Below are 22,416 nucleotides of genomic sequence, written 5' to 3'. Positions count from 1 at the left end.
CCGCGCGGGCGATGTCGCCCGCGGAGCAAGGAGACGACGTTGCCCGACCACGTGCTGTCCATCGACCAGGGCACGACCTCGACACGTGCCATCGTGTTCGACGCCGCCGGTGCGGTGGTCGCGGTGTCCCAGCGGGAGCACGAGCAGATCTTCCCCCGGGCCGGTCGTGTGGAGCACGACCCGGTGGAGATCTGGACCAACACCGAGTGGGTCATCGCGTCGTGTCTCTCGCGCGCCGGGCTCGCGGCATCCGAGATCGCCGCGATCGGCGTGACGAACCAGCGCGAGACGGCGATCGTGTGGGAGAAGCGCACCGGGCGTCCGGTGCACAACGCGCTCGTATGGCAGGACACCCGCACCCAGCCCCGGATCGACGAGTTGGCGGCCGAAGGAGGCGCGGATCGATTCGCCGAGGCTACGGGGCTGCCGCTCGCCACGTACTTCTCGGCGTCGAAGGTCGCATGGATCCTCGACAACGTGGACGGAGCGCGCGCGGCCGCCGAAGCGGGAGAGCTGCTGTTCGGCACGCCCGACACCTGGGTGGTGTGGAACCTCACGGGTGGCGCCCGCGGCGGCATCCACGTCACCGACGTCACCAACGCGTCGCGCACGCTGCTCATGGACCTGCGCACGCTCGACTGGTCGGACGACCTGCTCGCCGTGTGGGGCATCCCGCGCGCGATGATGCCTGAGATCCGCTCCTCATCCGAGGTCGTCGGTCACTCCTCGCTGCCCTCGGTGCTCGACGGGGTGCCGATCGCCGGGATCCTCGGCGACCAGCAGGCGGCGACCTTCGGGCAGGCCGCGTTCGACGCCGGGGAGTCGAAGAACACCTACGGCACAGGCAACTTCCTGCTCGTGAACACCGGCACCGAGATCGTGCGATCCGGCAGCGGCCTCATCACCACGGTCGGCTACCGCATCGGCGACGAGCCCGCCCGCTACGCGCTCGAGGGGTCCATCGCCGTGACCGGCTCGCTCGTGCAGTGGCTGCGCGACAACCTGGGCATCATCCAGCGCTCCGAGGACGTCGAGACCCTCGCCGCGAGCGTCGACGACAACGGCGGCGCCTACTTCGTGCCGGCGTTCTCCGGGCTCTTCGCGCCGTACTGGCGCTCCGACGCGCGTGGCGCGCTCGTCGGACTCACGCGCTACGTCAACAAGGCGCACATCGCACGCGCGGCGCTCGAGTCGACGGCGTTCCAGACGCGCGACGTGATCGACGCCGTGGTCGCCGATACCGGCCGCACGCTCGACGAGCTTCGGGTCGACGGCGGCATGACGCGCGACGACCTCCTCATGCAGTTCCAAGCCGACATCCTCGGCATCCCGGTCGTGCGCCCGAAGGTCGTCGAGACGACCGCGCTCGGCGCCGCGTACGCCGCAGGTCTCGCGACCGGCGTGTGGAGCGACCTCGACGAGCTCCGATCGCACTGGCGCGAGGACGTCCGCTTCGAGCCGCAGATGCCCCAGGACGAGCGCGAACGCCGCTATCGCCAGTGGCGCAAGGCCGTGTCGAAGTCGCTCGACTGGGTCGATGACGACGCCCGCGTGCTCATGGGCACGACCGGCGACTGAGGGCTATTTCAGGAGGCGCGAGAGGCGGCGGTCGGCGAGGATCTTCCCGCCGGTCTGGCAGGTGGGGCAGTACTCGAGCGAGTTGTCCGCGAAGAAGACGCTCCGCACCTCGTCGCCGCAGACCGGGCATTTCTCGCCGCGACGCCCGTGGACCTGCATGCCCCGGCGTTTCGCGTCCTTCAGCTCGGCCGGTGGCTTTCCGGATGCCTCGGCGACAGCATCCGTCAGCGTCTCGGTCATCGCGTCGAACAGGCGCGTGATGTCGTCGTCGGCCAGTGAGGAGGCCAGCGCATACGGCGACATCTTCGCCGCGTGCAGGATCTCGTCGGAGTACGCGTTGCCGACCCCCGCGATGATCATCTGGTCGCGCAGCACCCCCTTGATCTGGGTGCGACGGCCGGCGAGGAGCTCGGCGAAGGTGTCGCGGGTGAAGGAGGCGTCCAGAGGGTCGGGGCCGAGCCGTGCGACGCCGGGGACGTCCGACGGGTCGCGCACGACATAGACCGCGAGGGACTTCTTCGTGCCCGCCTCGGTGAGATCGAACCCGGCGCCGTCCGAGAGCGCGACGCGCAGCGCGATCGGGGTCTTGCCCGGGCGGATGATCGTCTTCGGCAGCTCGTCGTACCAGCGCAGCCACCCGGCTTTGGCGAGGTGGAACACGAGGTGCGGGCCGGTCGTGGCGAGGTCGATGAACTTGCCGTGGCGCGAGGCTCCCGTGATCTCCTGCCCATGCAGCGCGTCGATCGGCGGGTCGTACGTCTTCAGCGCCGCGATGTTCGCGACGGTCGCCCGCATGATCTGCACGCCGGTGAGCCGCTCGCGGAGGAAGTCGACGAGTCCCTGCACCTCGGGCATCTCGGGCATGCGCTCATCCTGCCATGCCGCGGCGACACGCGGGCCGGTCGTCAGTCCTCGAGCACCGGCCAGGGCTGAGGCGTCCGCTCGTCCGTCGTCAGGAGAGCCGCGATCCAGCCGTCGTCGCGGTGCCTCACGCTCACGAGCGCCTGCCGCAGGGTGCCCTCGAAGCGGAAGCCCAGAGCGCGGGCGACGCGCGCCGACGGCTCGTTGCCGACGACGGCGCGCCATTCGATGCGGGTGAGGCCTGCGCCGTCAGGCGAGAAGGCCCAGTCGATCACCGCGTTCGCGGCTTCGCGGAGGCGCCCGCCGCCACGCTGGTCCGGCGCGACCCAGTACCCGATCTCTCCGTTGCCCTGCCCATCGAGGCGGTAGAACCCGATGGTTCCGACGAGCGTCGCGCCGTCGCGGATCACCCAGGTGCGGTGCAGCTCGCCCGCCCACTGCTCTGCGACCGCGTCGATGAACTTCTCGGCATCCTCGCGCGCATATGGCGAGGGCACCCGCGTGTACCGCTGGATGTCGGGGTCCTGGCACGCCGCGTACACGGCGTCCACGTCCTCCGCGCGCGGCGCGGACAGCTCCAGGCGCGCGGTGCGCAGGGTCACGGGCTCCATCCGCACAGCCTAAGTGCCGGACAGGCCCCTCAGTTCGCAACTCAGGACGGGCGTGATCTCTGCGCGCGGGGTCCGCGCGATTCCGGGTGATGGACGTCGGCCGTGGAGCGATGATCCTGAATTGTGAACATGCCGGCTCCTCCACAAGTCGCGGGGAACGATGGCCATCCCCAGATTCAACGCGCCCGACGACCGCCGGTGCGCGACAGCGCGAGGGTCGGTGATCATGTGGACGACTCACCGGACCCGTCGCGATCTGATGGCCGATGGCATGACCGCGCGTGACATCACGGCGGCCGTCCGCGCGGGCGCACTGATCCGTGCCCGACGTGACCGCTATCTTCCGCCGGAGACGCCGGATGCTGTGGTCCGGGCGGTCCGCGTCGGCGGACGTCTGACCTGCCTGTCCCTCCTCCAGCATCTCGAAGTCTTCGTGGAGACGAATGCGCGTCTGCACGTGCACCTCGACACACGAATGAGCCGTATGCGTTCGCCGCACGACCGCCGAAGGAAGCTGGACCTGAAGAAGCTCCACGGCACGCGTTTGCACTGGCTCGCCATGCCGAACGACCCCGGTGCCGCAACGTGCACCGACCTTGTTGTCGCTTTGGCGCACGCGGTGCTCTGCCAGCCGCCACGCGCGGTGATCGCGTCGATCGACAGCGCGCTCAACAAGAAGCTGATCCGCTCCGAGCAGCTGTCATCAATCTTCGAGATCCTGCCCGCGAAGTATGCGGTGCTGGCATCGCTCGTCGACGGCCGGGCACAGTCAGGTCCTGAGACCCTCGTGCGACTGATGCTCGCCGGCCTCGGTTGCTCGACACGCTTGCAGGTGGAGTTCGAGAATGTCGGGTTCGTCGATCTCGTCGCAGACGGCTGGCTCGTCATCGAGTGCGACAGCAAGGAGTTCCACTCGGACTGGGATCAGCAGGTCAAGGACTACCAGCGTGACCTAGAGCTGGCGCGGCAGGGCTACGCCGTCCTCAGACTCACGGCGAGTGACATCCTCTTTCGCCCGGATGACGTGCTGGCCGCGTTGCGGGGTTTGCTCACGCAGCGCACCAAGCGCTGACCGCCCCATCGCGGTCTCAAGCGGCTGTCGCGGTTCGCAACTCAGGACCGATGCGCGGAGCGAGAACGCGAAGCGCCTGAACGCTGTATCCATCCTGAGTTGCGAACCGGGGAGGGCCTCGGGTGGCAAGGCTTGTGAACTCGCTCGCCCGGGCGCCGGGACCATCCCTGATGCTCGCAACTCAGGATGGTCACGACCTGGGGGGCTCCGCGTCGCCGGGCGACGGAATCATCCTGAGTTGCGAACGCAGCGAACCGGACCGAAGACGCCCAGGCAGCCTGGGGGATGCCGCGCCCCGCGGCCGCAACATCCGTTCCGGTCAGCGGGAGCGGCGGAGGAGGCCGACCTTGTCGTAGACGTCGCCGAGCGTGCGCTCGGCGACCTCGGACGCCTTGCCGGCGTTGACGGCGAGGACGCGGTCGAGCTCGAAGGGGTCGTCGAGCATCTGCAGCGCACGCTCGCGCACCGGGCCGAACTCGTTGACGACGACCTCGGCGAGGCCCTTCTTGAAGTCGCCGTACCCGCGGCCCGCGTACTCGTCCTCGATGGACGGGATCTGGCGGCCGGTGAGGGCGGCGTAGATCACGAGCAGGTTCGAGACGCCGGGCTTGGCCTCGCGGTCGTAGCGCACCGAGCCCTCGGAGTCGGTGACGGCGCGCATGATCTTCTTGGCCGAGACCGCCGGGTCGTCGAGCAGCCACAGCACGCCGGCATCGGACTCCGCCGACTTCGACATCTTCGCGGTGGGGTTCTGCAGGTCGTAGATGCGGGCCGTCTCCTGCTGGATGACCGGCATCGGCACCCGGAACGTCTCGCCGAAGCGGCTGTTGAAGCGCTCGGCCAGGTCGCGGGTGAGCTCGACGTGCTGCTTCTGGTCGTCGCCGACGGGCACGATGTCGGTCTGATACAGCAGGATGTCGGCGGCCATCAGCACCGGGTACGTGAACAGACCCACCGAGGTCGCGTCCGAGCCGTAGCGCGAGGACTTGTCTTTGAACTGCGTCATGCGCCCGGCCTCGCCGAAGCCCGTGATCGTCGACAGGATCCACGCCAGCTCGGCGTGCGCGGGCACGTGCGACTGCACGTACAGCGTCGACTTCGAGGGCTCGATGCCCGCGGCGATGTACTGCGCGGCGGTGCGGCGCGTCTTCTCGCGCAGGTGCTCGGGGTCCTGCGCGACCGTGATCGCGTGCAGGTCGACCACCGAGAAGAACGCGTCGTACGACTCCTGCAGGTCGCGCCACTGCATGAGAGCCCCGATGTAGTTGCCGATCTGAAGGGAGTCGGCGGAGGGCTGCATGCCGGAGTACAGGCGGGATCTACTCATCCGAAAAGTCTATAGAGCGGATGCTGCGCCTCAGCGCCCGATCGAGTAGTCGGCGACGACGGGGGAGTGGTCGCTCCAGCGCGTGTCCCACGAGGGCGCGCGCACCACCCGGTAGTCGGCGACCCGGGCGCCGAGCTCGGGCGTCGCGAGGTGGTAGTCGATGCGCCACCCGGTGTCGTTGTCGAACGCGCGCCCGCGCATCGACCACCACGTGTAGGGGCCGTCGACGTCGCCGTGGAAGCGGCGGCCGATGTCGACCCAGCCGAGGCCGGGGCCGGTCGAGCCGTCCGCGCCGGTGACCTCCGCGCCCTCCTCGCCGAAGAACCGGTCGAAGTACGCGCGCTCGCGGGGGAGGAACCCGGCCTTCTTGACGTTGCCCTTCCAGTTGCGGATGTCGAACTCCCGGTGGCCGACGTTGAGGTCGCCCATGACGAGCGCGAGCGGGGATGCGGCCTCGAGCTGCGGCATCCGTGTCTCCATCGCGTCGAGGAAGGCCCACTTCGCGTCCTGCTTGGGGGTGTCGGCCTCGCCGGTGTGCACGTAGGCGCTCACGACGATCAGGCGCTCACCGTCGATGTCGAAGTCGGCCTCGATCCAGCGGCCGGCGCTGTCGAGCACCTCGGCCGCGTCCTCGGCGGCGGGGCCGAGCACGCGGCGCACCTCCACCGACGGGATGCGGCTGGCCACGGCCACGCCGGCGCGGCCCTTCGCGAGAGCCTCGTCGTTGACGATCTCCCAGCCCGGGAGCGCCGCGCGCAGCTCGTCTTCGGTCGCGCGGACCTCCTGAAGCGCCATCACGTCGATGTCGGCGGCGTCGAGCCACTCGAGCATGCCCTTGCGCGTCGCCGCGCGGATTCCGTTGACGTTGACAGAGGCGATGCGAACACGGCGAGACACGACGGCAAGACTATCCGGGGCCGCCGACACCGGACGACGCGTCAGCCGTTGTCCTGGGCGCGGGGCGGCCGGCCGCGCTTGGACGGCTTGCTCGGCGTCGCGTCGGCCGACGACGTGGGGACCGACGCCCGCCCCGGTGCGGCGCCGTTCCGCGCCGGCACCGCCGGTGTCGCCGCTTCGACCTGGCTCAGCTCGTCCTCTGCCTCGCGCACGGCGCGGTCGGCGACCCATGCGCGGTACCACGGCGCCTGGTCGCGCGCGTCCTGCGCGGTGCGCAGCCGCACCCGTGCGGCCACGAGCAGAGCCGCGTGCTCGGCCGCGACACGCTCGGCGTCGGTCTGCGGCAGCAGCACGACATCGCGGTCCTTCGCCGCGACGGCGATCCAGGCGGCGGCGACGAGCATGACGATCCCGAGCAGCCGGAACCACAGCAGCATCCCGATGAAGATCGCGAACGTCGCCAGCAGCGGGTTGGAGGGCGTGTAGCTCAGCAGCAGACCGGCACCGAGCTGGAGCACCGAGATGCCGGCCCCGCCGAGCATGGCACCCGGCCAGATGCGGCGCCACGGCAGCTTCGTGCCGGTGAGGAAGCGGAAGAAGCCGACGAGCGCAGTCGAGGTCACCGCGAATCCGATCAGCAGGGAACCGATGCTCACCGTGATCGTGGTGAGCGCGCTGGTGTCCTTCCACCCGATCAGCGAGAAGATCCAGTTCATCGCCAGCGTTCCGACCGTGCTCAGAGCGGCGCCCAGAACGAGCGCGGCGCCGAAGATGAGCGCCGCAAGGAAGTCGCGCGCCTTGAGCAGGAAGTAGCTGCGTCGATCGGGCGGGATGGCGAAGAGCTCGCGCACGGCGCGGCGGGAGTAGGTGACCCAGTCGATCGCCGTCCAGATGAGGGCGCCGAGGGCGATGATGCCCGTCCAGCCCAGGACGCCGGAGTTCTGTGACGCGATCTCCTGCACCTGTTCGTTGGTGAACAGGCCGCCGGACGGCGCGATGAGTCCCGGGATGTAGACGTTGATCAGGTCGATGAGGGCGTTGACGGCATCCGGGCTTCCGCCCAGCCAGATCCCGGCGATCGCGAACACGACGTAGATCGCGGCGAAGCACGCGAACAGCGCGACGTAGCTGACGCCGGCCGCGAGCAGGAACCCGTTCTCGATGAGGAAGTGGCGCCACACCCGGACGGGGAACCACGCCATGGTCGCCTGCGTCAGCCGCGTCGCACGGCTGATCGGCGCGTCGAATCGCTGCCGGAGGCTCTGCTCGGTCGTCTCCCACCGTTCGCGGAGCGACTCCTCCTCGCGCTGCGCGGCGTCCGCTGCCGCACGGGCATCGGGCGGGGGAGTGTGCGTCACGGTGTTCAGATTAGCGACAGACGGATGCCGCATTGCTCAGCGATGCGGCATCCGTCTGCCTGAAAGAGAACCGCGGTTACGGGCGCCCGCGGAGGACCGCCTGCTTGACCTCGGCGATCGCCTTGGTGACCTCGATGCCGCGCGGGCACGCCTCGGTGCAGTTGAAGGTCGTGCGGCAGCGCCATACGCCTTCCTTGTCGTTGAGGATGTCGAGGCGCACGTCGCCCGCGTCGTCGCGCGAGTCGAAGATGAAGCGGTGCGCGTTGACGATGGCCGCGGGGCCGAAGTACTGGCCGTCGGTCCAGAAGACGGGGCACGACGACGTGCACGCGGCGCAGAGGATGCACTTCGTCGTGTCGTCGAAGACTTCCCGGTCGACGATCGACTGGAAGCGCTCCTTGCCCTTCTCGGGCGTCGAGTTCGCGATGAGGAACGGCTGCACCTCGCGGTAGGAGGCGAAGAAGGGCTCCATGTCGACGACGAGGTCCTTCTCGAGCGGCAGGCCCTTGATGGCCTCGACGTAGATCGGCTGCGAGATGTCAAGGTCCTTGATGAGCGTCTTGCACGCGAGCCGGTTGCGGCCGTTGATGCGCATCGCGTCGGAGCCGCAGATGCCGTGGGCGCACGAGCGGCGGAACGTCAGCGAGCCGTCGACCTCCCACTTGATCTTGTGCAGGGCGTCCAGCACGCGGTCCGTCGAGTACAGCTCGACGTCGTAGTCGACCCAGCGCGGCTCCTCGTCGACCTCGGGGTCGAAGCGCCGGATGATGAAGGTGACGAGGAACGACTGGATGCCGGTGTCGTTCGCGGACTCCTCTGCGCGGACGGGCGCGTCGGCGTCGGTGCGCTCGATGACGTCGGTGACCGAGGTCGCCATCAGTACTTCCTCTCCATCGGCGGGTAGTTCAACTCGCCCTTTTCGTTCTTCGTGAAGACGACGGGCTTCCAGCCCAGGCGGATGTGGTCCTCGGCGTTCGACGAGTGCGGGTCGCCCGACAGGTACGCCATGGTGTGCTGCATGTAGTTCTCGTCGTCGCGCTGGGGGAAGTCGTCGCGCATGTGGCCGCCGCGGCTCTCCTGGCGGTTCTTCGCAGTGACGACGACGACCTCGGCGATGTCGAGGAGGAAGCCGAGCTCGACGGCCTCGAGCAGGTCGGTGTTGAACCGCTTGCCCTTGTCGTCGACGTGGACGTTCTTGTACCGCTCGCGCAGCTCTTCGATCGTGAGGAGCACCTCGCCCAGCGACTCGTCCGTGCGGAACACCTGGGCCTTGCGGTCCATCTCGTCCTGCAGCGTCTTGCGGAGGACGGCGATGCGCTCGGTGCCCGGGTTGTTGCGGAGGCCCTCGATGAGGTTGCGCACCTCGGCGGCGGGGTCTTCCGGGAGCGGAACGAAGTCGGCGGTCTGGACGTACTGGACCGCGTTGCGGCCCGCGCGCTTGCCGAAGACGTTGATGTCGAGCAGGGAGTTGGTGCCGAGGCGGTTCGAGCCGTGCACCGAGACGCACGCGCACTCGCCGGCGGCGTACAGGCCGGGCACGACGGTGGTGTTGTCGCTCAGCACCTGCGCGTCGTTGTTCGTGGGGATGCCGCCCATCGCGTAGTGCGCCGTCGGCATGACGGGCACCGGCTCGACCACCGGGTCGACGCCGAGATAGGTGCGCGCGAACTCGGTGATGTCGGGGAGCTTCGTCTCGAGCACCTCGGCGCCCAGGTGCGTGCAGTCCAGCAGCACGTAGTCGCGGTGGGGTCCGGCGCCGCGGCCCTCTGCGACCTCCTGCACCATGCACCGGCTGACGATGTCGCGCGGGGCGAGGTCCTTGATGGTCGGGGCGTAGCGCTCCATGAACCGCTCGCCGCTCACGTTGCGCAGGATCGCGCCTTCACCGCGGGCACCTTCGGTGAGGAGGATGCCGAGCCCGGCGAGACCGGTCGGGTGGAACTGGAAGAACTCCATGTCCTCCAGCGGCAGTCCCTTGCGCCAGATGATGCCGACGCCGTCACCGGTGAGGGTGTGCGCGTTCGAGGTCGTCTTGAAGATCTTGCCGAAGCCGCCCGTCGCGAAGATGACGGCCTTCGACTGGAAGACGTGGAGGTCACCCGTGGCGAGCTCGTAGGCGACGACTCCCGCGATCTGCTTGTCGGTGCCCTCGCCGACCGTGATGAGGTCGAGCACGTAGAACTCGTTGAAGAAGTTGATGCCGAGCTTGACGCAGTTCTGGAACAGCGTCTGCAGGATCATGTGGCCGGTGCGGTCGGCGGCGTAGCAGGCACGGCGCACAGGAGTCTTGCCGTGGTCGGCGGTGTGGCCGCCGAATCGGCGCTGGTCGATCTTGCCCTCGGGCGTGCGGTTGAACGGCAGGCCCATGTTCTCGAGGTCGATGACCGCGTCGATGGCCTCTTTCGCGAGGATCTCGGCCGCGTCCTGGTCGACGAGGTAGTCGCCGCCCTTGACGGTGTCGAAGGTGTGCCACTCCCAGGAGTCCTCTTCGACGTTGGCGAGTGCCGCCGCCATACCGCCCTGCGCCGCGCCGGTGTGCGAGCGGGTGGGGTACAGCTTCGAGATGACGGCCGTCTTCGCCCCGGGGCCCGCCTCGATGGCGGCGCGCATGCCGGCGCCGCCGGCGCCCACGATGACGATGTCGAACTGGTGGTAGTGGACGCCGTCCTTGACGTAGCTGTCGGTGGTCTCAGTGCTCACGCTGTGTGCTTTCGGTGGTCGATGCTCGGGTGTCGCCCGAACGCTAGGCGCAGATGCTGACGATGAGGTCGGACGCGGTGTCGGCGTCGAAGCCGAGGCACGGGTCGAAGGTGAAGACGACCAATGTGCCGAGCACGATCAGGAACGCCGCGGCGAGGCCGAGCGCCCAGACCAGCACGCGGCGCGTGCCGGAGTGGGTGACGTAGTCGTTGACGATCGTGCGCATGCCGTTCGCGCCGTGGATCAGCGCGAGCCACAGCATGAGGACGTCCCACCACTGCCAGAACGGCGTGGCGTACTTGCCGACGACGAAGGCGAAGTCGATACCGTGGATGCCCTCGCCGACCATCAGGTTCACGAAGAGGTGCCCGAAGATGAGGACCACGAGCAGCACGCCCGAGGCGCGCATGTAGACCCAGCCCCACTTCTCGAGGTTGGCGCCCCGGCGGCGGACGGTGGCGCGCGGAGCGCGCGGATCGGCGATGGCGGTCATCAGTGGCCCCCTCCCGGAGCGAAGGCGAGCATGAGGTGACGCGGGACGAAGCCCAGCATCGTCACGACCCACAGGCCCAGCACGCCCCACCACAGCTGGCGCTGGTGGCGGGTGGCCCACGACCACATGTCGACCAGGATGGTGCGCAGACCGTTGTACGCGTGGTACGCGATGGCGCCGACCAGGGCGACCTCGCCCAGGGCCATCACCGGGTTCTTGTACGTGCCGATCACCGCGTCGTACGCCTCGGGCGACACCCGGATGAGCGCCGTGTCGAGGATGTGGACGAGCAGGAAGAAGAAGATGGCGACGCCGGTGATGCGGTGCAGCACCCACGACCACATGCCTTCGTTCCCGCGGTACAGGGTGCCGCGAGGAACTCGGGAAGTGGTCTCGGATACCGACGGTGTGACGCGTGCTGGTGCAGACACGTCCGTCCTCCTTGGATCGAAACACGATGGGGCTGGCCTCGGACTGCGAGGACGGCCCCCGAAGAGGGCCCGGAACCGTGGGCTTCGGGCCGTCGGCGTCACGCGGGCGCTGCGTCCATCCTATTCCCGCATTTCGCGGACGGTCGACGAAGGCGACCCTTACGACCCCTCCATCCGGAGGGATCTTCACCGCTGGAAAGAACCCCGGTTGTTTCGCCGATCCGGCTACCCTGGGTGCCATGCCCGGACCCATCGACGACTTCTACGCCGTGATCCCCGCCGGCGGCATCGGCAGCCGGCTGTGGCCGCTGTCGCGCGCCGACGCGCCGAAGTTCCTCCACGACCTCACCGGCTCGGGCCACACGCTGCTGGGCGACACCTGGAACCGGCTGGAGCCTCTCGCCGGACCCGACCGCATCGCCGTCGTGACCGGGCGCGCGCACCGTGCGGCGGTGGAGAAGGAGCTGCCCGGTATCCCCGACAAGAACGTCTTCCTGGAGTCGGAGCCCCGCGACTCGACGGCCGCGATCGGCTTGGCCGCCGCGATCCTCTCTCGTCGCGAGCCCGACGTGATCATCGGCTCGTTCGCCGCCGACCACGTCATCCGCGTGCCGCAGCTGTTCGAGTGGGCGGTGAACCAGGCGGTCTCCACCGCGCGCGAGGGGTACATCTGCACGATCGGCATCCAGCCGTCCGAGCCGTCCGTCGGGTTCGGCTACATCAAGAAGGGCGACGCGCTGAAGGTCGAGGGAGCGCCCGAGGCCGCGCTGGTCGAGAGTTTCGTCGAGAAGCCCGATCTCGAGACGGCGAAGGAGTACTTCGCCGACCGCAACTATCTCTGGAACGCCGGCATGTTCATCTCGCGCGCCGACGTGCTGCTCGGCGAGATCGCCGAGAACGAGCCTCACCTCTACGCGGGCCTCATGGACCTCGCCGAGGCATGGGACGACCGCGACGAGCGCGGACCGGTGGTCGACCGGGTCTGGCCGACGCTCAAGAAGATCGCGATCGACTACACCGTCGCCGAGCCCGCGGCCGCGAAGGGGCGCCTCGCCGTCATCCCCGGGCACTTCGACTGGGACGATGTGGGCGACTTCGCGAGCCTCGCCAAGCTCAACTCCCACGGTCGCAAGAACGACCTCGCGATCCTCGGCGAGAACGCCCGCATCCTCTCCGATGCGGCCAGCGGCATCGTCGTGAGCCAGACCCGCCGGGTCATCAGCCTCATCGGAGTCCGCGACATCGTCGTGGTCGACACCGAGGACGCGCTCCTGGTCACCACGAGCGAGCACGCGCAGCGCGTGAAGGGCGTCGTCGACGCACTCAAGCTCAGCGGACGCGGCGAAGTTCTGTGAAAACGGATGCTGCGGCCCGCGGCTGGGCCCACGCGCCCGGAGGCTCCGCGGATCGCGCCAGCGATGCGTGGAGTGGGCGTGGGGACCGTTTTCCCTGATCGTCTGCTCATCTGAGCGGGATATTGCGTCTTTGTAACCTTTCGCGAACGACGCCTCACGATGCATGCAACCGCGCCGTCACAGTGGGTAACTTTGTGCAGTCCCCGTGAAGGACGCGGGGGAACGTAGTGGAGGCTGAGTTGACCATCTCACGCACCAAGAAGCTCGTCGGCGTCACCGTCGCCGCGGGCATGCTGATCGCCCTCGCCGGCTGCGGCTCCGCCCCTGAGGAGACGGAATCCACGGGAGACGCCGGAAACGTCGTCGAGGGCTTCACCCCCTGCCTCGTGTCGGACGACGGCGGCTTCAACGACAAGTCGTTCAACCAGTCCGCCAAGGAAGGCATGGACCGCGCCGCCGAGGAGCTCGGCGTCAAGCCCATCGAGGTCGAGTCCAGCTCGGCGAACGACTACGCCCCGAACCTCGAGAACCTCATCGCCGAGGGCTGCACGTTCATCATCTCGGTCGGCTTCAAGCTGTCGGCCGACACGGTCGCCTCCGCGCTCGCGAACCCCGACGTGAACTACGCCATCATCGACGACCGCGCCGACAACAGCGGCAAGACGGGTGACGACGGCAAGGAGACCGGCGACGGCAAGACCGACGCGCCGAACATCAAGCCGCTCCTGTTCGACACCGTCCAGGCCGCGTACCTCGGCGGCTACGCCGCGGCCGCGTGGTCGGCGCAGGCCGGCGTCAACAAGGTCGGCACCTTCGGCGGCATCCCGATCCCGCCCGTCACCATCTTCATGGACGGCTTCATCGACGGTGTCGAGAAGTACAACGAAGACAAGGGCGCCGCGGTCGAGACCTTCGGCTGGGACGTCGACGCCCAGGAGGGCTCGATGACCGGTGGCTTCGCCGCCAACGACACCGCCAAGCAGACCGCGCAGGGCATCCTCGACCAGGGCGTCGACGTGATCCTCCCGGTCGGCGGCCCGATCTACCAGAGCGCGCGCGACGCCATCACCGACGCCGGCAGCGGCACGGTCATGCTGGGTGTCGACTCCGACCTGGCCAAGGCCGACCCCTCGGTCGCCGACATGGTGCTGGTCTCGATCATGAAGCGCATCGACGAGGCCGTCTACCAGGCGACCATGGAGGCGTCGTCGGGCGACTTCGACCCGGCCACCTACATCGGCACGCTCGAGAACGAGGGCGTGGGCCTGTCGGGCTTCGGCTCGTTCGAGTCGCAGCTGCCGGAGGGCCTGCTCGATGAGCTCGCCGCCCTCCAGGAGCAGATCATCTCGGGCGACCTCGAGGTGACCTCGCCCAGCTCGCCGTAAGGCAGCAGGAACAGCGGAACGCGGCCGGGTGGACGACTCCACCCGGCCGCGTTCTTCCCCGCCGCCATCAGATGGATGGCGCCGCGGCCGACAGCATATATAGGGTGCACATATGAAGCTCGAGCTCCGTGGGATCACGAAGCGTTTCGGGTCCCTCGTCGCGAACGACCACATCGATCTCGTGGTCCAGCCGGGTGAGATCCATGCCCTTCTCGGCGAGAACGGCGCCGGCAAATCCACACTCATGAACGTGCTCTACGGCCTGTACCAGGCCGATGAGGGCGAGATCCTGCTGGACGACGTCGTCCAGCACTTCCGAGGCCCCGGCGACGCGATGAACTCGGGCATCGGCATGGTGCACCAGCACTTCATGCTCATCCCGGTCTTCACCGTCGCCGAGAACGTGATGCTCGGCCACGAGAACACGAAGGCGCTGGGCGCCCTCGATCTCGCCAAGGCCCGCCAGCACGTGCGCTCCGTCGCCGACCGCTTCGGGTTCGAGGTCGATCCCGACGCCATCGTCGGCGATCTCCCCGTGGGCGTGCAGCAGCGGGTCGAGATCATCAAGGCCCTGTCGCGCGACGCGAAGGTGCTCGTGTTCGACGAGCCGACCGCCGTGCTGACGCCGCAGGAGACCGACGAGCTCATGACGATCATGAGGCAGCTGCGTGATGAGGGCACCTCGATCGTCTTCATCACCCACAAGCTGCGCGAGGTGCGCGCCGTCGCCGATCGCATCACCGTCATCCGGCTCGGCAAGGTCGTGGGCGAGGCCTCGCCGACCGCCTCCAACGCGGAGCTCGCGTCCCTCATGGTCGGCCGCGCGGTCGAGCTCACCGTCCACAAGAACCCGCCCCAGCGCGGCGAGGGCGGACTCGAGGTGCGAGATCTCCGTGTCGTCACCGCGAACGGCACCGTCGTCGTGGAGGACGTGAGCTTCGACGTCCGGCCGGGCGAGATCCTCGCGGTCGCGGGCGTTCAGGGCAACGGCCAGACCGAGCTCATCGAGGCCATGGTGGGCCTCGGGGAGCGCGTGAGCGGCTCGATCGAGCTCGACGGCGTCGAGCTCGTCGGCAAGAGCGTGCGCGGGATCCTTGACGAGGGCGTCGGGTTCGTGCCCGAGGACCGCACCGAGGACGGACTCGTGGGCACCTTCACGGTGGCTGAGAACCTCATCCTCGACCGGTCCGGCGACAAGGCCTTCGTGTCGGGCGGCACGATCCGCCGCGGCGTGCTCGAGGACTTCGCCAAGGCCCGCATCACCGAGTACGACATCCGCACCCAGGGCCCCGACGTCCCCGCCGGGACGCTCTCGGGCGGAAACCAGCAGAAGGTCGTGATCGCCCGCGAGATGAGCCGCGAGCTGAAGCTGCTCGTCGCGGCGCAGCCCACGCGCGGCGTCGACGTCGGCTCGATCGAGTTCATCCACAAACGCATCGTCGAGACGCGGGATGCCGGCATCCCGGTCGTCGTCGTCTCCACCGAGCTCGACGAGGTCGCGGCCCTCGCCGACCGCATCGCGGTGATGTACCGCGGAGCGATCGTCGGCATCGTGCCCGGCGACACCCCCCGAGACGTTCTCGGCCTCATGATGGCCGGCGAGAAGCCCGAGGAGGCCGTCGCGTGAACGACCAGAACCCCGCTGCGAGCGGCGACCCGCTCAAGGGGCTGCCGGCTGATCAGCTCCCGTCCGTGTCGGGCCCCCTCACGGGTTCGCCGGATCTCCCCGCCCCCACGCCCGACGCGCCCGGTGCCGTCGACGGCGAGGTGCCCCCGCCGCCGCGGCAGAACGTCTTCATCAAGGAGCTGCTGCGCAGCAACTGGGTGACCACGGTGCTCGCGATCGTCGTGGCGATGGTCGTGGGCGGCATCCTGATGGCGATCACGAACGAGGACGTCCAGGCGGCGTCCGGCTACTTCTTCGCGCGACCCGGCGACACCCTCGGCGCCGTCTGGAACGCGGTGTACGGCGGTTACGAGGCACTCTTCCGCGGGGCGATCTACAACCCCCGGGCGAACGACTTCGCGACGCAGATCCGACCGCTCACCAACACGCTCGGCTTCGCCGCCCCGCTGATCGCCGCAGGCCTCGGCGTGGCGCTGGCGTTCCGCGTGGGCCTGTTCAACATCGGTGGTCGCGGCCAGATCCTCATCGCGTGTGCGACGGCGGCGCTGTTCACGTTCAACCTGAACCTGCCGATGTTCCTCCAGCTTCCCCTCACGCTCGCGGCGGGTATCGCCGGCGGTGCGATCTGGGGTGGCATCGTCGGTGTGCTGAAGGCGCGCACCGGCGCCCACGAGGTGATCCTCACCATCATGCTCAACTACGTCGCGTTCTACCTCGTGACGTGGATGGTGCGCACCCCCGGCATCCTGCAGCGCCCGGCGGGCGACCAGCCGATCTCGTCGGCGACGCCGGCGAACGCGCAGTTCCCCGACCTGCTCGGGCCCCGGTTCCCCCTGCTCGACTGGGGCTTCGTGATCGTCATCGCGGCCACCGTGTTCGTGTGGTGGCTGGTGGAGCGTTCGAGTCTCGGCTTCCGGCTCCGCGCCGTCGGCGAGAACCCGCACGCGGCCCGGGCGTCCGGCATCTCGGTGCAGCGGATGTACATCTACGCGATGCTCTTCGCCGGTGGACTCGCGGGCCTCGCCGGCATGAACCAGATCCAGGGTTCGGTGACCACCGGCTTCGACGGGTACATCGACGCGGGCATCGGCTTCGACGCCATCACCGTCGCCCTCCTCGGCCGCAGCCGTGCCTGGGGCGTGTTCGCCGCCGGCATCCTGTTCGGCGCGCTGAAGGCGGGTTCGTTCACGATGCAGGCCTCGCAGGGCATCCCCGTCGACATCGTGCTCGTCGTGCAGTCGCTCATCGTCCTGTTCATCGCGGCGCCGCCGCTCATCCGCACGATCTTCTTCCTGCCGAAGACCGATGCCGAGAAGGCCGCCAAGGCGAGAGCCAAGGCCGCGAAGAAGGCGGTGTCCGCATGACCGCGCTCGCTCCTGCTCCCGACGGGACGATCCAGCTGGCCACCGTGAAGGTGCGCCACCTGAAGCTGGCGGTGACCCTCGCGATCGCGACGGCCCTGCTGGCTCTCCTCTTCCTGTTCGTCCCGCGCAACGGCATCAGCACCTTCCGGCTGAGCGACCCGAGCTCGTCGATCGGTCTGCCGAACGTGAGCTTCCCGACCGCCGTGACCTGCTGGGTCCTGATCGGCGTCCTCGTGCTCCTGACGCTCTGGGCGTTCTGGGACTCGGCGAACTACCGCCGCACGGGCCTCTGGCTGCCGATCGTGTTCAGCCTCCTCGCCGTGTTCGCGTTCCTCGTGTGGGCGGCCGCGGGTGGGCTCGTGCCCGTCACCGGCCTTCTGTTCGGCGCACTGTCGCTGTCGGTCCCGCTGATCTTCGGTGCCCTCGGAGGCGTCATCGGCGAGCGGGTCGGCGTCGTCAACGTCGCGATCGAGGGTCAGTTCCTGTTCGGTGCGTTCAGCGCCGCGCTGCTGGCGAGCATCACCCACAACCCGTTCGTCGGGCTCGTGGGCGCGATGGTGGGCGGCGTTCTCGTGGCGTTCGTGCTGGCGGCGTTCTCCATCAAGTACCTCGTCGACCAGGTGATCGTCGGCGTCGTGCTCAACGTCCTCGTGACCGGCCTGACCGGCTTCCTCTACGGCGCGCTGCTCGTGCCGAACGAGGCCGACCTCAACCGACCGGTCCGCTTCACGCGGTGGGAGATCCCGCTGCTCAGCGACATCCCGATCATCGGACCCGTGCTGTTCAACCAGACGTTCATCGTCTACCTCATGTACATCACGGTCGCGCTCGTCGCCTGGGGCCTCTACCGCACCCGCTGGGGCCTGCGGCTCCGCGCCGTCGGTGAGCACCCGCAGGCGGCCGACACCGTGGGCATCAAGGTGAACACCAGCCGGTTCTGGAACGTCTCGCTCGCCGGCGCGATCGCCGGCATCGGCGGTGCGTACTTCACGCTCGTCTCGGTGGGCCAGTTCACCAAGGAGATGACGGCCGGCCTCGGCTTCATCGCCCTCGCGGCGGTCATCTTCGGCCGCTGGGACCCGATCCGCGCGACCCTCGCGGCGCTGCTGTTCGGGTTCGCGACGAACCTGCAGAACCTCCTGACCGTGCTGCGGACGCCGATCCCCAGCGAGTTCATGCTGATGCTGCCGTACGTCGTGACGATCATCGCCGTCGCCGGCTTCGCGGGTCAGATCCGCGGTCCCGCCGCCGCCGGCAAGCCATACATCAAGGGATGACGCGGTGCCTGCCGTGCGTGTGAAGGGCGACGGATGCCGGGCCGCGGCATCCGTCGACCCTCCTGATACCCGACCCGACGCGAACGGAGCGCGCTCATGACCGATATCGACTGGGATGAGCTGCGCGCCGCGGCGACCGACGCGATGCAGCGGGCCTACGCCCCCTACTCGCGCTACAAGGTCGGCGCCGCCGCCCTCGTGACCGACGGGCGCATCGTCACCGGCTGCAACGTCGAGAACGCGTCGTACGGCGTCACCCTCTGCGCCGAGTGCGGTCTCGTCAGCGAACTCGCGAACTCGGGCGGCGGGAGCCTCGTCGCCTTCGTCTGCGTCAACGGCCACGGCGACACGATCATGCCGTGCGGCCGCTGCCGGCAGCTGCTCTTCGAATTCGCGATCCCCGGCATGCTGCTCGAGACGGTGTCGGGCATCCGCACCATCGACGAGGTGCTCCCCGACGCGTTCGGACCCCGCGACCTCGAGGAGGCGACCCGATGAGCGATGCGACGGGCGTCGAGCCGTTCGACGCGGTCGACGTGATCCGCACCAAGCGCGACGGCGGTGCGGTGCCGGAGCAGGCGCTGCGCTGGATGGTCGACGCCTACACCCGCGGCTACGTCGCCGACTCGCAGATGGCCTCGTTTGCGATGGCCGTCCTCCTCAACGGCATGACGCGCGACGAGATCCGCGTCATGACCGACGCGATGATCGCCTCGGGGGAGCGGATGAGCTTCTCGGGGCTCGGCAAGCCCACGGTCGACAAGCATTCGACCGGCGGCGTCGGCGACAAGATCACGCTGCCGCTGGCTCCGCTCGTCGCCTCGTTCGGCGTCGCGGTGCCGCAGCTGTCGGGCCGCGGGCTCGGCCACACCGGCGGCACGCTCGACAAGCTCGAGTCGATCCCGGGCTGGCGCGCTGCGCTCTCGAACGACGAGATGTTCGCGCAGCTCCAGGGCGTCGGCGCCGTCATCTGCGCCGCGGGCTCGGGTCTCGCCCCGGCCGACAAGAAGCTCTATGCGCTGCGTGACGTCACCGGCACCGTCGAGGCGATCCCGCTGATCGCGTCGAGCATCATGTCGAAGAAGATCGCCGAGGGCACCGACGCGCTCGTGCTCGACGTCAAGTTCGGCTCCGGCGCCTTCATGCGCGACGTCGACCGGGCGCGCGAGCTCGCCCGTACGATGGTCGCGCTCGGCACCGACTCGGGCGTCTCCACGACCGCGCTCCTCACCGACATGAACACGCCGCTCGGCCTCGCCATCGGCAACGCCAACGAGGTGCGCGAGTCGGTCGAGGTGCTCGCCGGCGGCGGCCCCGCCGACGTCGTCGAGCTGACGGTGGCGCTCGCCCGCGAGATGCTCGCGCTCGCCGGCCAGCCGGACGCCGACGTCGAGGCGGCGCTGCAGGACGGCCGTGCGATGGACGCCTGGCGCGCGATGGTCATCGCGCAGGACGGCGATCCGGATGCTGCGCTCCCCGCCCCGAACGAGACGCACACGGTCACCGCCACCGAGGGTGGCTACGTCACCGGCATGGAGGCGCTCCCGTTCGGCATCGCCGCGTGGCGCCTGGGAGCCGGACGCGCACGCGCGCAGGACCCGGTACTGCACGCGGCGGGCATCGATCTTCACGTGAAGCCCGGCGATCAGGTGAGCGCCGGCCAGCCGCTGTTCACCCTTCTCGGCGAGGATGCCTCCCGGTTCGACCGCGCCCTCGAAGCCCTCGACGGGGCGTGGGAGATCGGCCCCGACGCACCCGAGCGCAGTCCTCTCGTCCTGGAACGCATCACCGCCTAGGCTGAGTCAGTCCCGCGCCGGGCCCGACGCGGCGCCCGGGCCGCAGCATCCGTCCGCACACCACTGACTCGCGATCGCAACCGAGGAGAATCCCACATGCCCATCGACCAGCACGGCGACGCCATCCTCGACGGAGTGTCGCTCCGCAGCCTGCCCAAGGTCTCGCTGCACGATCACCTCGACGGCGGCGTGCGCCCCGCGACGATCATCGAACTGGCCGACGCGATCGGGTTCGAGGTCCCCGAGTCCGACCCGGACGACCTCGCGGACTGGTTCGCCGACAAGAGCGACTCGGGCTCGCTCGTCGAGTACCTCAAGACCTTCGACCTGACCATCGGCGTCATGCAGACGCGCGAGGGCCTCACGCGGGTCGCCCGCGAGTTCGTCGAGGACCTCGCCGCCGACGGCGTCATCTACGGTGAGGTGCGCTGGGCCCCCGAGCAGCACCTCGGCCGCGGGCTGTCGCTCGACGAGGTGGTCGCGGCGGTGCAGGAGGGCATCGAGGAGGGCGAGGACGCGGCCGAGAGCCGCGGCCACGACATCCGTGTCGGCCAGCTGATCTCGGCCATGCGTCACAGCGACCGCTCGCTCGAGATCGCGCGGCTGGCCGTGGACTGGCGCAACCGGGGCGCGGTCGGGTTCGACATCGCGGGTCCCGAGGACGGATTCCCGCCGTCGCGCCTGCGCGACGCGTTCGACTACCTGGCGTCGGAGTTCTTCCCCGCCACCGTGCACGCGGGCGAGGCCGCCGGCCTGGACTCGATCCGCTCGGCGCTGATCGACGGCCGCGCGCTGCGCCTCGGCCATGGCGTGCGCCTCGCCGAAGACCTCGAGGTCGTCTCGCGCGCCGGCGAGGAGGTGCTCGTCCAGTTCGGCGACCTGGCGCGCTGGGTGCGCGACCGCGAGATCCCGCTCGAGCTGTCGCCGTCGTCGAACCTGCAGACCGGCGCCATCGAGCGCTGGGGCACGACGATGGAGGACCACCCCTTCGATCTGCTCTACCAGCTCGGCTTCGCGGTCACCGTGAACGTCGACAACCGCACCATGAGCCGCACGTCGCTCACGCGTGAGCTCGCGCTGCTCGCCGAGACCTTCGAGTACGGCCTCGACGACCTCGAGGCCTTCCAGCTCAACGCCGCCGCCGGCGCCTTCCTCCCCGTGGAGGAGCGCGAGGAGCTCATCGACCTCATCGCCGACGGCTTCGACGCCTAGTCGGACCACCGGCTCGAGCAGAGCGGATGCCGCGGCCCGCGGCATCCGCTCTCTTCGCGCGTCGTCTGCAGAACTCCACGGATCACCGACTTTCGACGGGCTATGAGGCCTTGCGGTCCCTCAACCGAGTCTGTGTTGTGGAGTTCTGCGGATGCTGGCGCCCGGCGTGGGCGCCGAGGATCGCCTTCATCGCCGCGAGGGTCGCGTCCGAGCGGTAGTAGATATCCTCTGCCACGGGTCGGATCGTGGTGTAGCCCAGCCCTGCCGCGGCGATATCACGCCGGCGGTCGCGCAGCTGCGACTTCCAGTCTTCGTGGTGAGCCTTGCTGTCGCACTCGACGACGAGCCACCCGTCGATGATCAGGTCGACGCGCCCGACGCCGGGAAGCTCGACCTGAACGTCGACATGGCACCCCAGCGCCCGGAAGAGCAGGCGCATGAGCGTCTCTGCCCCCGATTCGCAGTGAGGGTCAAGCAGGTCCCGCAGGATTCGATAGCGCCGCGGCAGACGGCGGAAGATTTCGGCGATCGCCGCCTCGTCCACGAGCTCGGAGTGCCAGGCGCTGTCCAGGGTGGCCACCGCATCACGCGCAGGCTGACACCGACACGCCTGAACGAGTGCGCTGACCAGGTCGACCGCCAGAGCTGTTCTCTCGCATTCGGTCTCGCGCCAATGGGCGACGACCTGCTCGGGCCGCACGGGTAGACGTGTGGTTGCGGGCGTGAACTGCAGATGTAGGGGGTGCCGGTCCCTCACGAACACACCGATCTCCGCAAGAAGAGAGACACAGTCGAGCCGACCACCGAGCCGGCTCGCCTCCAGCAGTCGCGGATGGGCGTCGGCGCGGAGGTAGCGGCCGTTCCGGGTGCGGACGAGGCGCCCGTCGGCTACGAGACAGGCGATGCGGTGCCGGCTCATGCCGTGCTCGGCGAGCGCCTGGGGACTGAGGAACGTCGCCGAGAGTATGCGGTGCGCGGCGGCGTGCTTCTCGAGTTCGGACACGTCACCCAGCGAATCGGTCGCGCGCCGAGCGGGGTGGTCTGCCCGAGGGATCCGGGGACAATCTCCGCG

At 69.1% G+C, this 22,416-nt stretch carries 20 protein-coding genes; 10 read left to right on the top strand and 10 right to left on the bottom strand.

Going from position 1 to position 22,416, the window contains the following annotated elements; all coding sequences use genetic code 11:
• The first annotated feature begins 39 nt into the window (after window positions 1–39).
• The gene (glpK, locus tag ACFC1K_RS08975; protein ID WP_375871345.1) at window positions 40–1,578 is read left to right on the top strand and encodes a glycerol kinase GlpK; all 1,539 of its coding nucleotides are present in this window, start codon (window positions 40–42) and stop codon (window positions 1,576–1,578) included.
• Between the two features lie 3 nt (window positions 1,579–1,581).
• Here glpK and ACFC1K_RS08970 read toward each other — a convergent pair whose 3' ends face one another.
• Together ACFC1K_RS08970 and ACFC1K_RS08965 are read right to left on the bottom strand one after the other, a co-directional pair.
• Window positions 1,582–2,442, bottom strand: a complete 861-nt coding sequence (locus tag ACFC1K_RS08970; RefSeq protein ID WP_375871344.1) for an Fpg/Nei family DNA glycosylase — start codon at window positions 2,440–2,442, stop codon at window positions 1,582–1,584.
• Window positions 2,443–2,483: 41 nt separating this feature from the next.
• On the bottom strand, window positions 2,484–3,050 hold the full coding sequence (locus ACFC1K_RS08965; protein ID WP_375871343.1) for a GNAT family N-acetyltransferase: 567 nt from the start codon (window positions 3,048–3,050) through the stop codon (window positions 2,484–2,486).
• 226 nt (window positions 3,051–3,276) lie between these two features.
• Here ACFC1K_RS08965 and ACFC1K_RS08960 point away from each other — a divergent pair, with 226 nt between their 5' ends.
• Entirely contained in the window at window positions 3,277–4,122 is an 846-nt protein-coding gene (locus ACFC1K_RS08960) for an endonuclease domain-containing protein (protein WP_375871342.1), read from the top strand.
• A 319-nt stretch (window positions 4,123–4,441) separates the two neighbouring features.
• Here ACFC1K_RS08960 and trpS read toward each other — a convergent pair whose 3' ends face one another.
• From trpS to sdhC, 7 genes are all read right to left on the bottom strand, one after another.
• Window positions 4,442–5,449, bottom strand: coding sequence for a tryptophan--tRNA ligase (trpS, locus tag ACFC1K_RS08955; protein ID WP_375871341.1), 1,008 nt, complete (start codon window positions 5,447–5,449; stop codon window positions 4,442–4,444).
• Window positions 5,450–5,479: 30 nt separating this feature from the next.
• Entirely contained in the window at window positions 5,480–6,346 is an 867-nt protein-coding gene (locus ACFC1K_RS08950) for an exodeoxyribonuclease III (protein ID WP_310247762.1), read from the bottom strand.
• 41 nt (window positions 6,347–6,387) lie between these two features.
• Window positions 6,388–7,704 (bottom strand): YhjD/YihY/BrkB family envelope integrity protein, encoded by a 1,317-nt coding sequence (locus ACFC1K_RS08945; protein ID WP_310289236.1) that lies wholly within the window; start codon window positions 7,702–7,704, stop codon window positions 6,388–6,390.
• Window positions 7,705–7,780: 76 nt separating this feature from the next.
• Complete coding sequence (locus ACFC1K_RS08940; RefSeq protein ID WP_375871340.1) at window positions 7,781–8,581, bottom strand: succinate dehydrogenase iron-sulfur subunit; 801 nt, start codon at window positions 8,579–8,581, stop codon at window positions 7,781–7,783.
• Complete coding sequence (gene sdhA / locus ACFC1K_RS08935) at window positions 8,581–10,404, bottom strand: succinate dehydrogenase flavoprotein subunit (RefSeq protein WP_310289238.1); 1,824 nt, start codon at window positions 10,402–10,404, stop codon at window positions 8,581–8,583. Before sdhA ends, ACFC1K_RS08940 begins: the two co-directional genes overlap by 1 nt.
• Window positions 10,405–10,447: 43 nt before the next feature.
• The gene (locus tag ACFC1K_RS08930) at window positions 10,448–10,897 is read right to left on the bottom strand and encodes a succinate dehydrogenase hydrophobic membrane anchor subunit (RefSeq protein WP_310289239.1); all 450 of its coding nucleotides are present in this window, start codon (window positions 10,895–10,897) and stop codon (window positions 10,448–10,450) included.
• The gene (sdhC, locus tag ACFC1K_RS08925; RefSeq protein WP_375871339.1) at window positions 10,897–11,328 is read right to left on the bottom strand and encodes a succinate dehydrogenase, cytochrome b556 subunit; all 432 of its coding nucleotides are present in this window, start codon (window positions 11,326–11,328) and stop codon (window positions 10,897–10,899) included. The genes ACFC1K_RS08930 and sdhC overlap by 1 nt, the downstream gene beginning before the upstream one ends.
• Before the next feature lie 239 nt (window positions 11,329–11,567).
• On the opposite strand from sdhC, the gene ACFC1K_RS08920 reads away from it, so the two are divergent.
• The 8 genes from ACFC1K_RS08920 to ACFC1K_RS08885 all read left to right on the top strand — a co-directional run bounded on the left by ACFC1K_RS08920 (window position 11,568) and on the right by ACFC1K_RS08885 (window position 21,344).
• The gene (locus ACFC1K_RS08920) at window positions 11,568–12,683 is read left to right on the top strand and encodes a mannose-1-phosphate guanylyltransferase (protein ID WP_310289243.1); all 1,116 of its coding nucleotides are present in this window, start codon (window positions 11,568–11,570) and stop codon (window positions 12,681–12,683) included.
• A 239-nt stretch (window positions 12,684–12,922) separates the two neighbouring features.
• Window positions 12,923–14,068, top strand: a complete 1,146-nt coding sequence (locus tag ACFC1K_RS08915) for a BMP family ABC transporter substrate-binding protein (RefSeq protein ID WP_310289245.1) — start codon at window positions 12,923–12,925, stop codon at window positions 14,066–14,068.
• Window positions 14,069–14,180: 112 nt separating this feature from the next.
• On the top strand, window positions 14,181–15,695 hold the full coding sequence (locus ACFC1K_RS08910; RefSeq protein WP_375871338.1) for an ABC transporter ATP-binding protein: 1,515 nt from the start codon (window positions 14,181–14,183) through the stop codon (window positions 15,693–15,695).
• Entirely contained in the window at window positions 15,692–17,059 is a 1,368-nt protein-coding gene (locus ACFC1K_RS08905; protein WP_056370639.1) for an ABC transporter permease, read from the top strand. Before ACFC1K_RS08910 ends, ACFC1K_RS08905 begins: the two co-directional genes overlap by 4 nt.
• Window positions 17,056–18,336: an ABC transporter permease gene (locus ACFC1K_RS08900; protein ID WP_375871337.1), complete on the top strand. Its 1,281-nt coding sequence runs from the start codon at window positions 17,056–17,058 to the stop codon at window positions 18,334–18,336. Before ACFC1K_RS08905 ends, ACFC1K_RS08900 begins: the two co-directional genes overlap by 4 nt.
• 96 nt (window positions 18,337–18,432) lie before the next feature.
• Entirely contained in the window at window positions 18,433–18,834 is a 402-nt protein-coding gene (locus ACFC1K_RS08895; protein ID WP_310289255.1) for a cytidine deaminase, read from the top strand.
• A complete protein-coding gene (locus tag ACFC1K_RS08890) occupies window positions 18,831–20,132 on the top strand; it encodes a thymidine phosphorylase (protein ID WP_375871336.1) in 1,302 nt (433 codons plus the stop codon). Before ACFC1K_RS08895 ends, ACFC1K_RS08890 begins: the two co-directional genes overlap by 4 nt.
• A gap of 96 nt (window positions 20,133–20,228) precedes the next feature.
• The gene (locus tag ACFC1K_RS08885) at window positions 20,229–21,344 is read left to right on the top strand and encodes an adenosine deaminase (protein WP_375871335.1); all 1,116 of its coding nucleotides are present in this window, start codon (window positions 20,229–20,231) and stop codon (window positions 21,342–21,344) included.
• A gap of 100 nt (window positions 21,345–21,444) precedes the next feature.
• Here the strand turns inward: ACFC1K_RS08885 and ACFC1K_RS08880 are convergent, their stop codons facing one another.
• Complete coding sequence (locus tag ACFC1K_RS08880; protein ID WP_375871334.1) at window positions 21,445–22,347, bottom strand: hypothetical protein; 903 nt, start codon at window positions 22,345–22,347, stop codon at window positions 21,445–21,447.
• Window positions 22,348–22,416: the final 69 nt, after the last annotated feature.

It is taken from the genome of Microbacterium sp. NPDC056057, from assembly GCF_042266945.1.
In the GTDB taxonomy this organism is placed as follows: Bacteria; Actinomycetota; Actinomycetes; order Actinomycetales; family Microbacteriaceae; genus Microbacterium; species Microbacterium trichothecenolyticum_C.
Note: the sequence above shows the minus strand (reverse complement) of the source record. Positions and strands in the feature narration are given on the sequence as shown.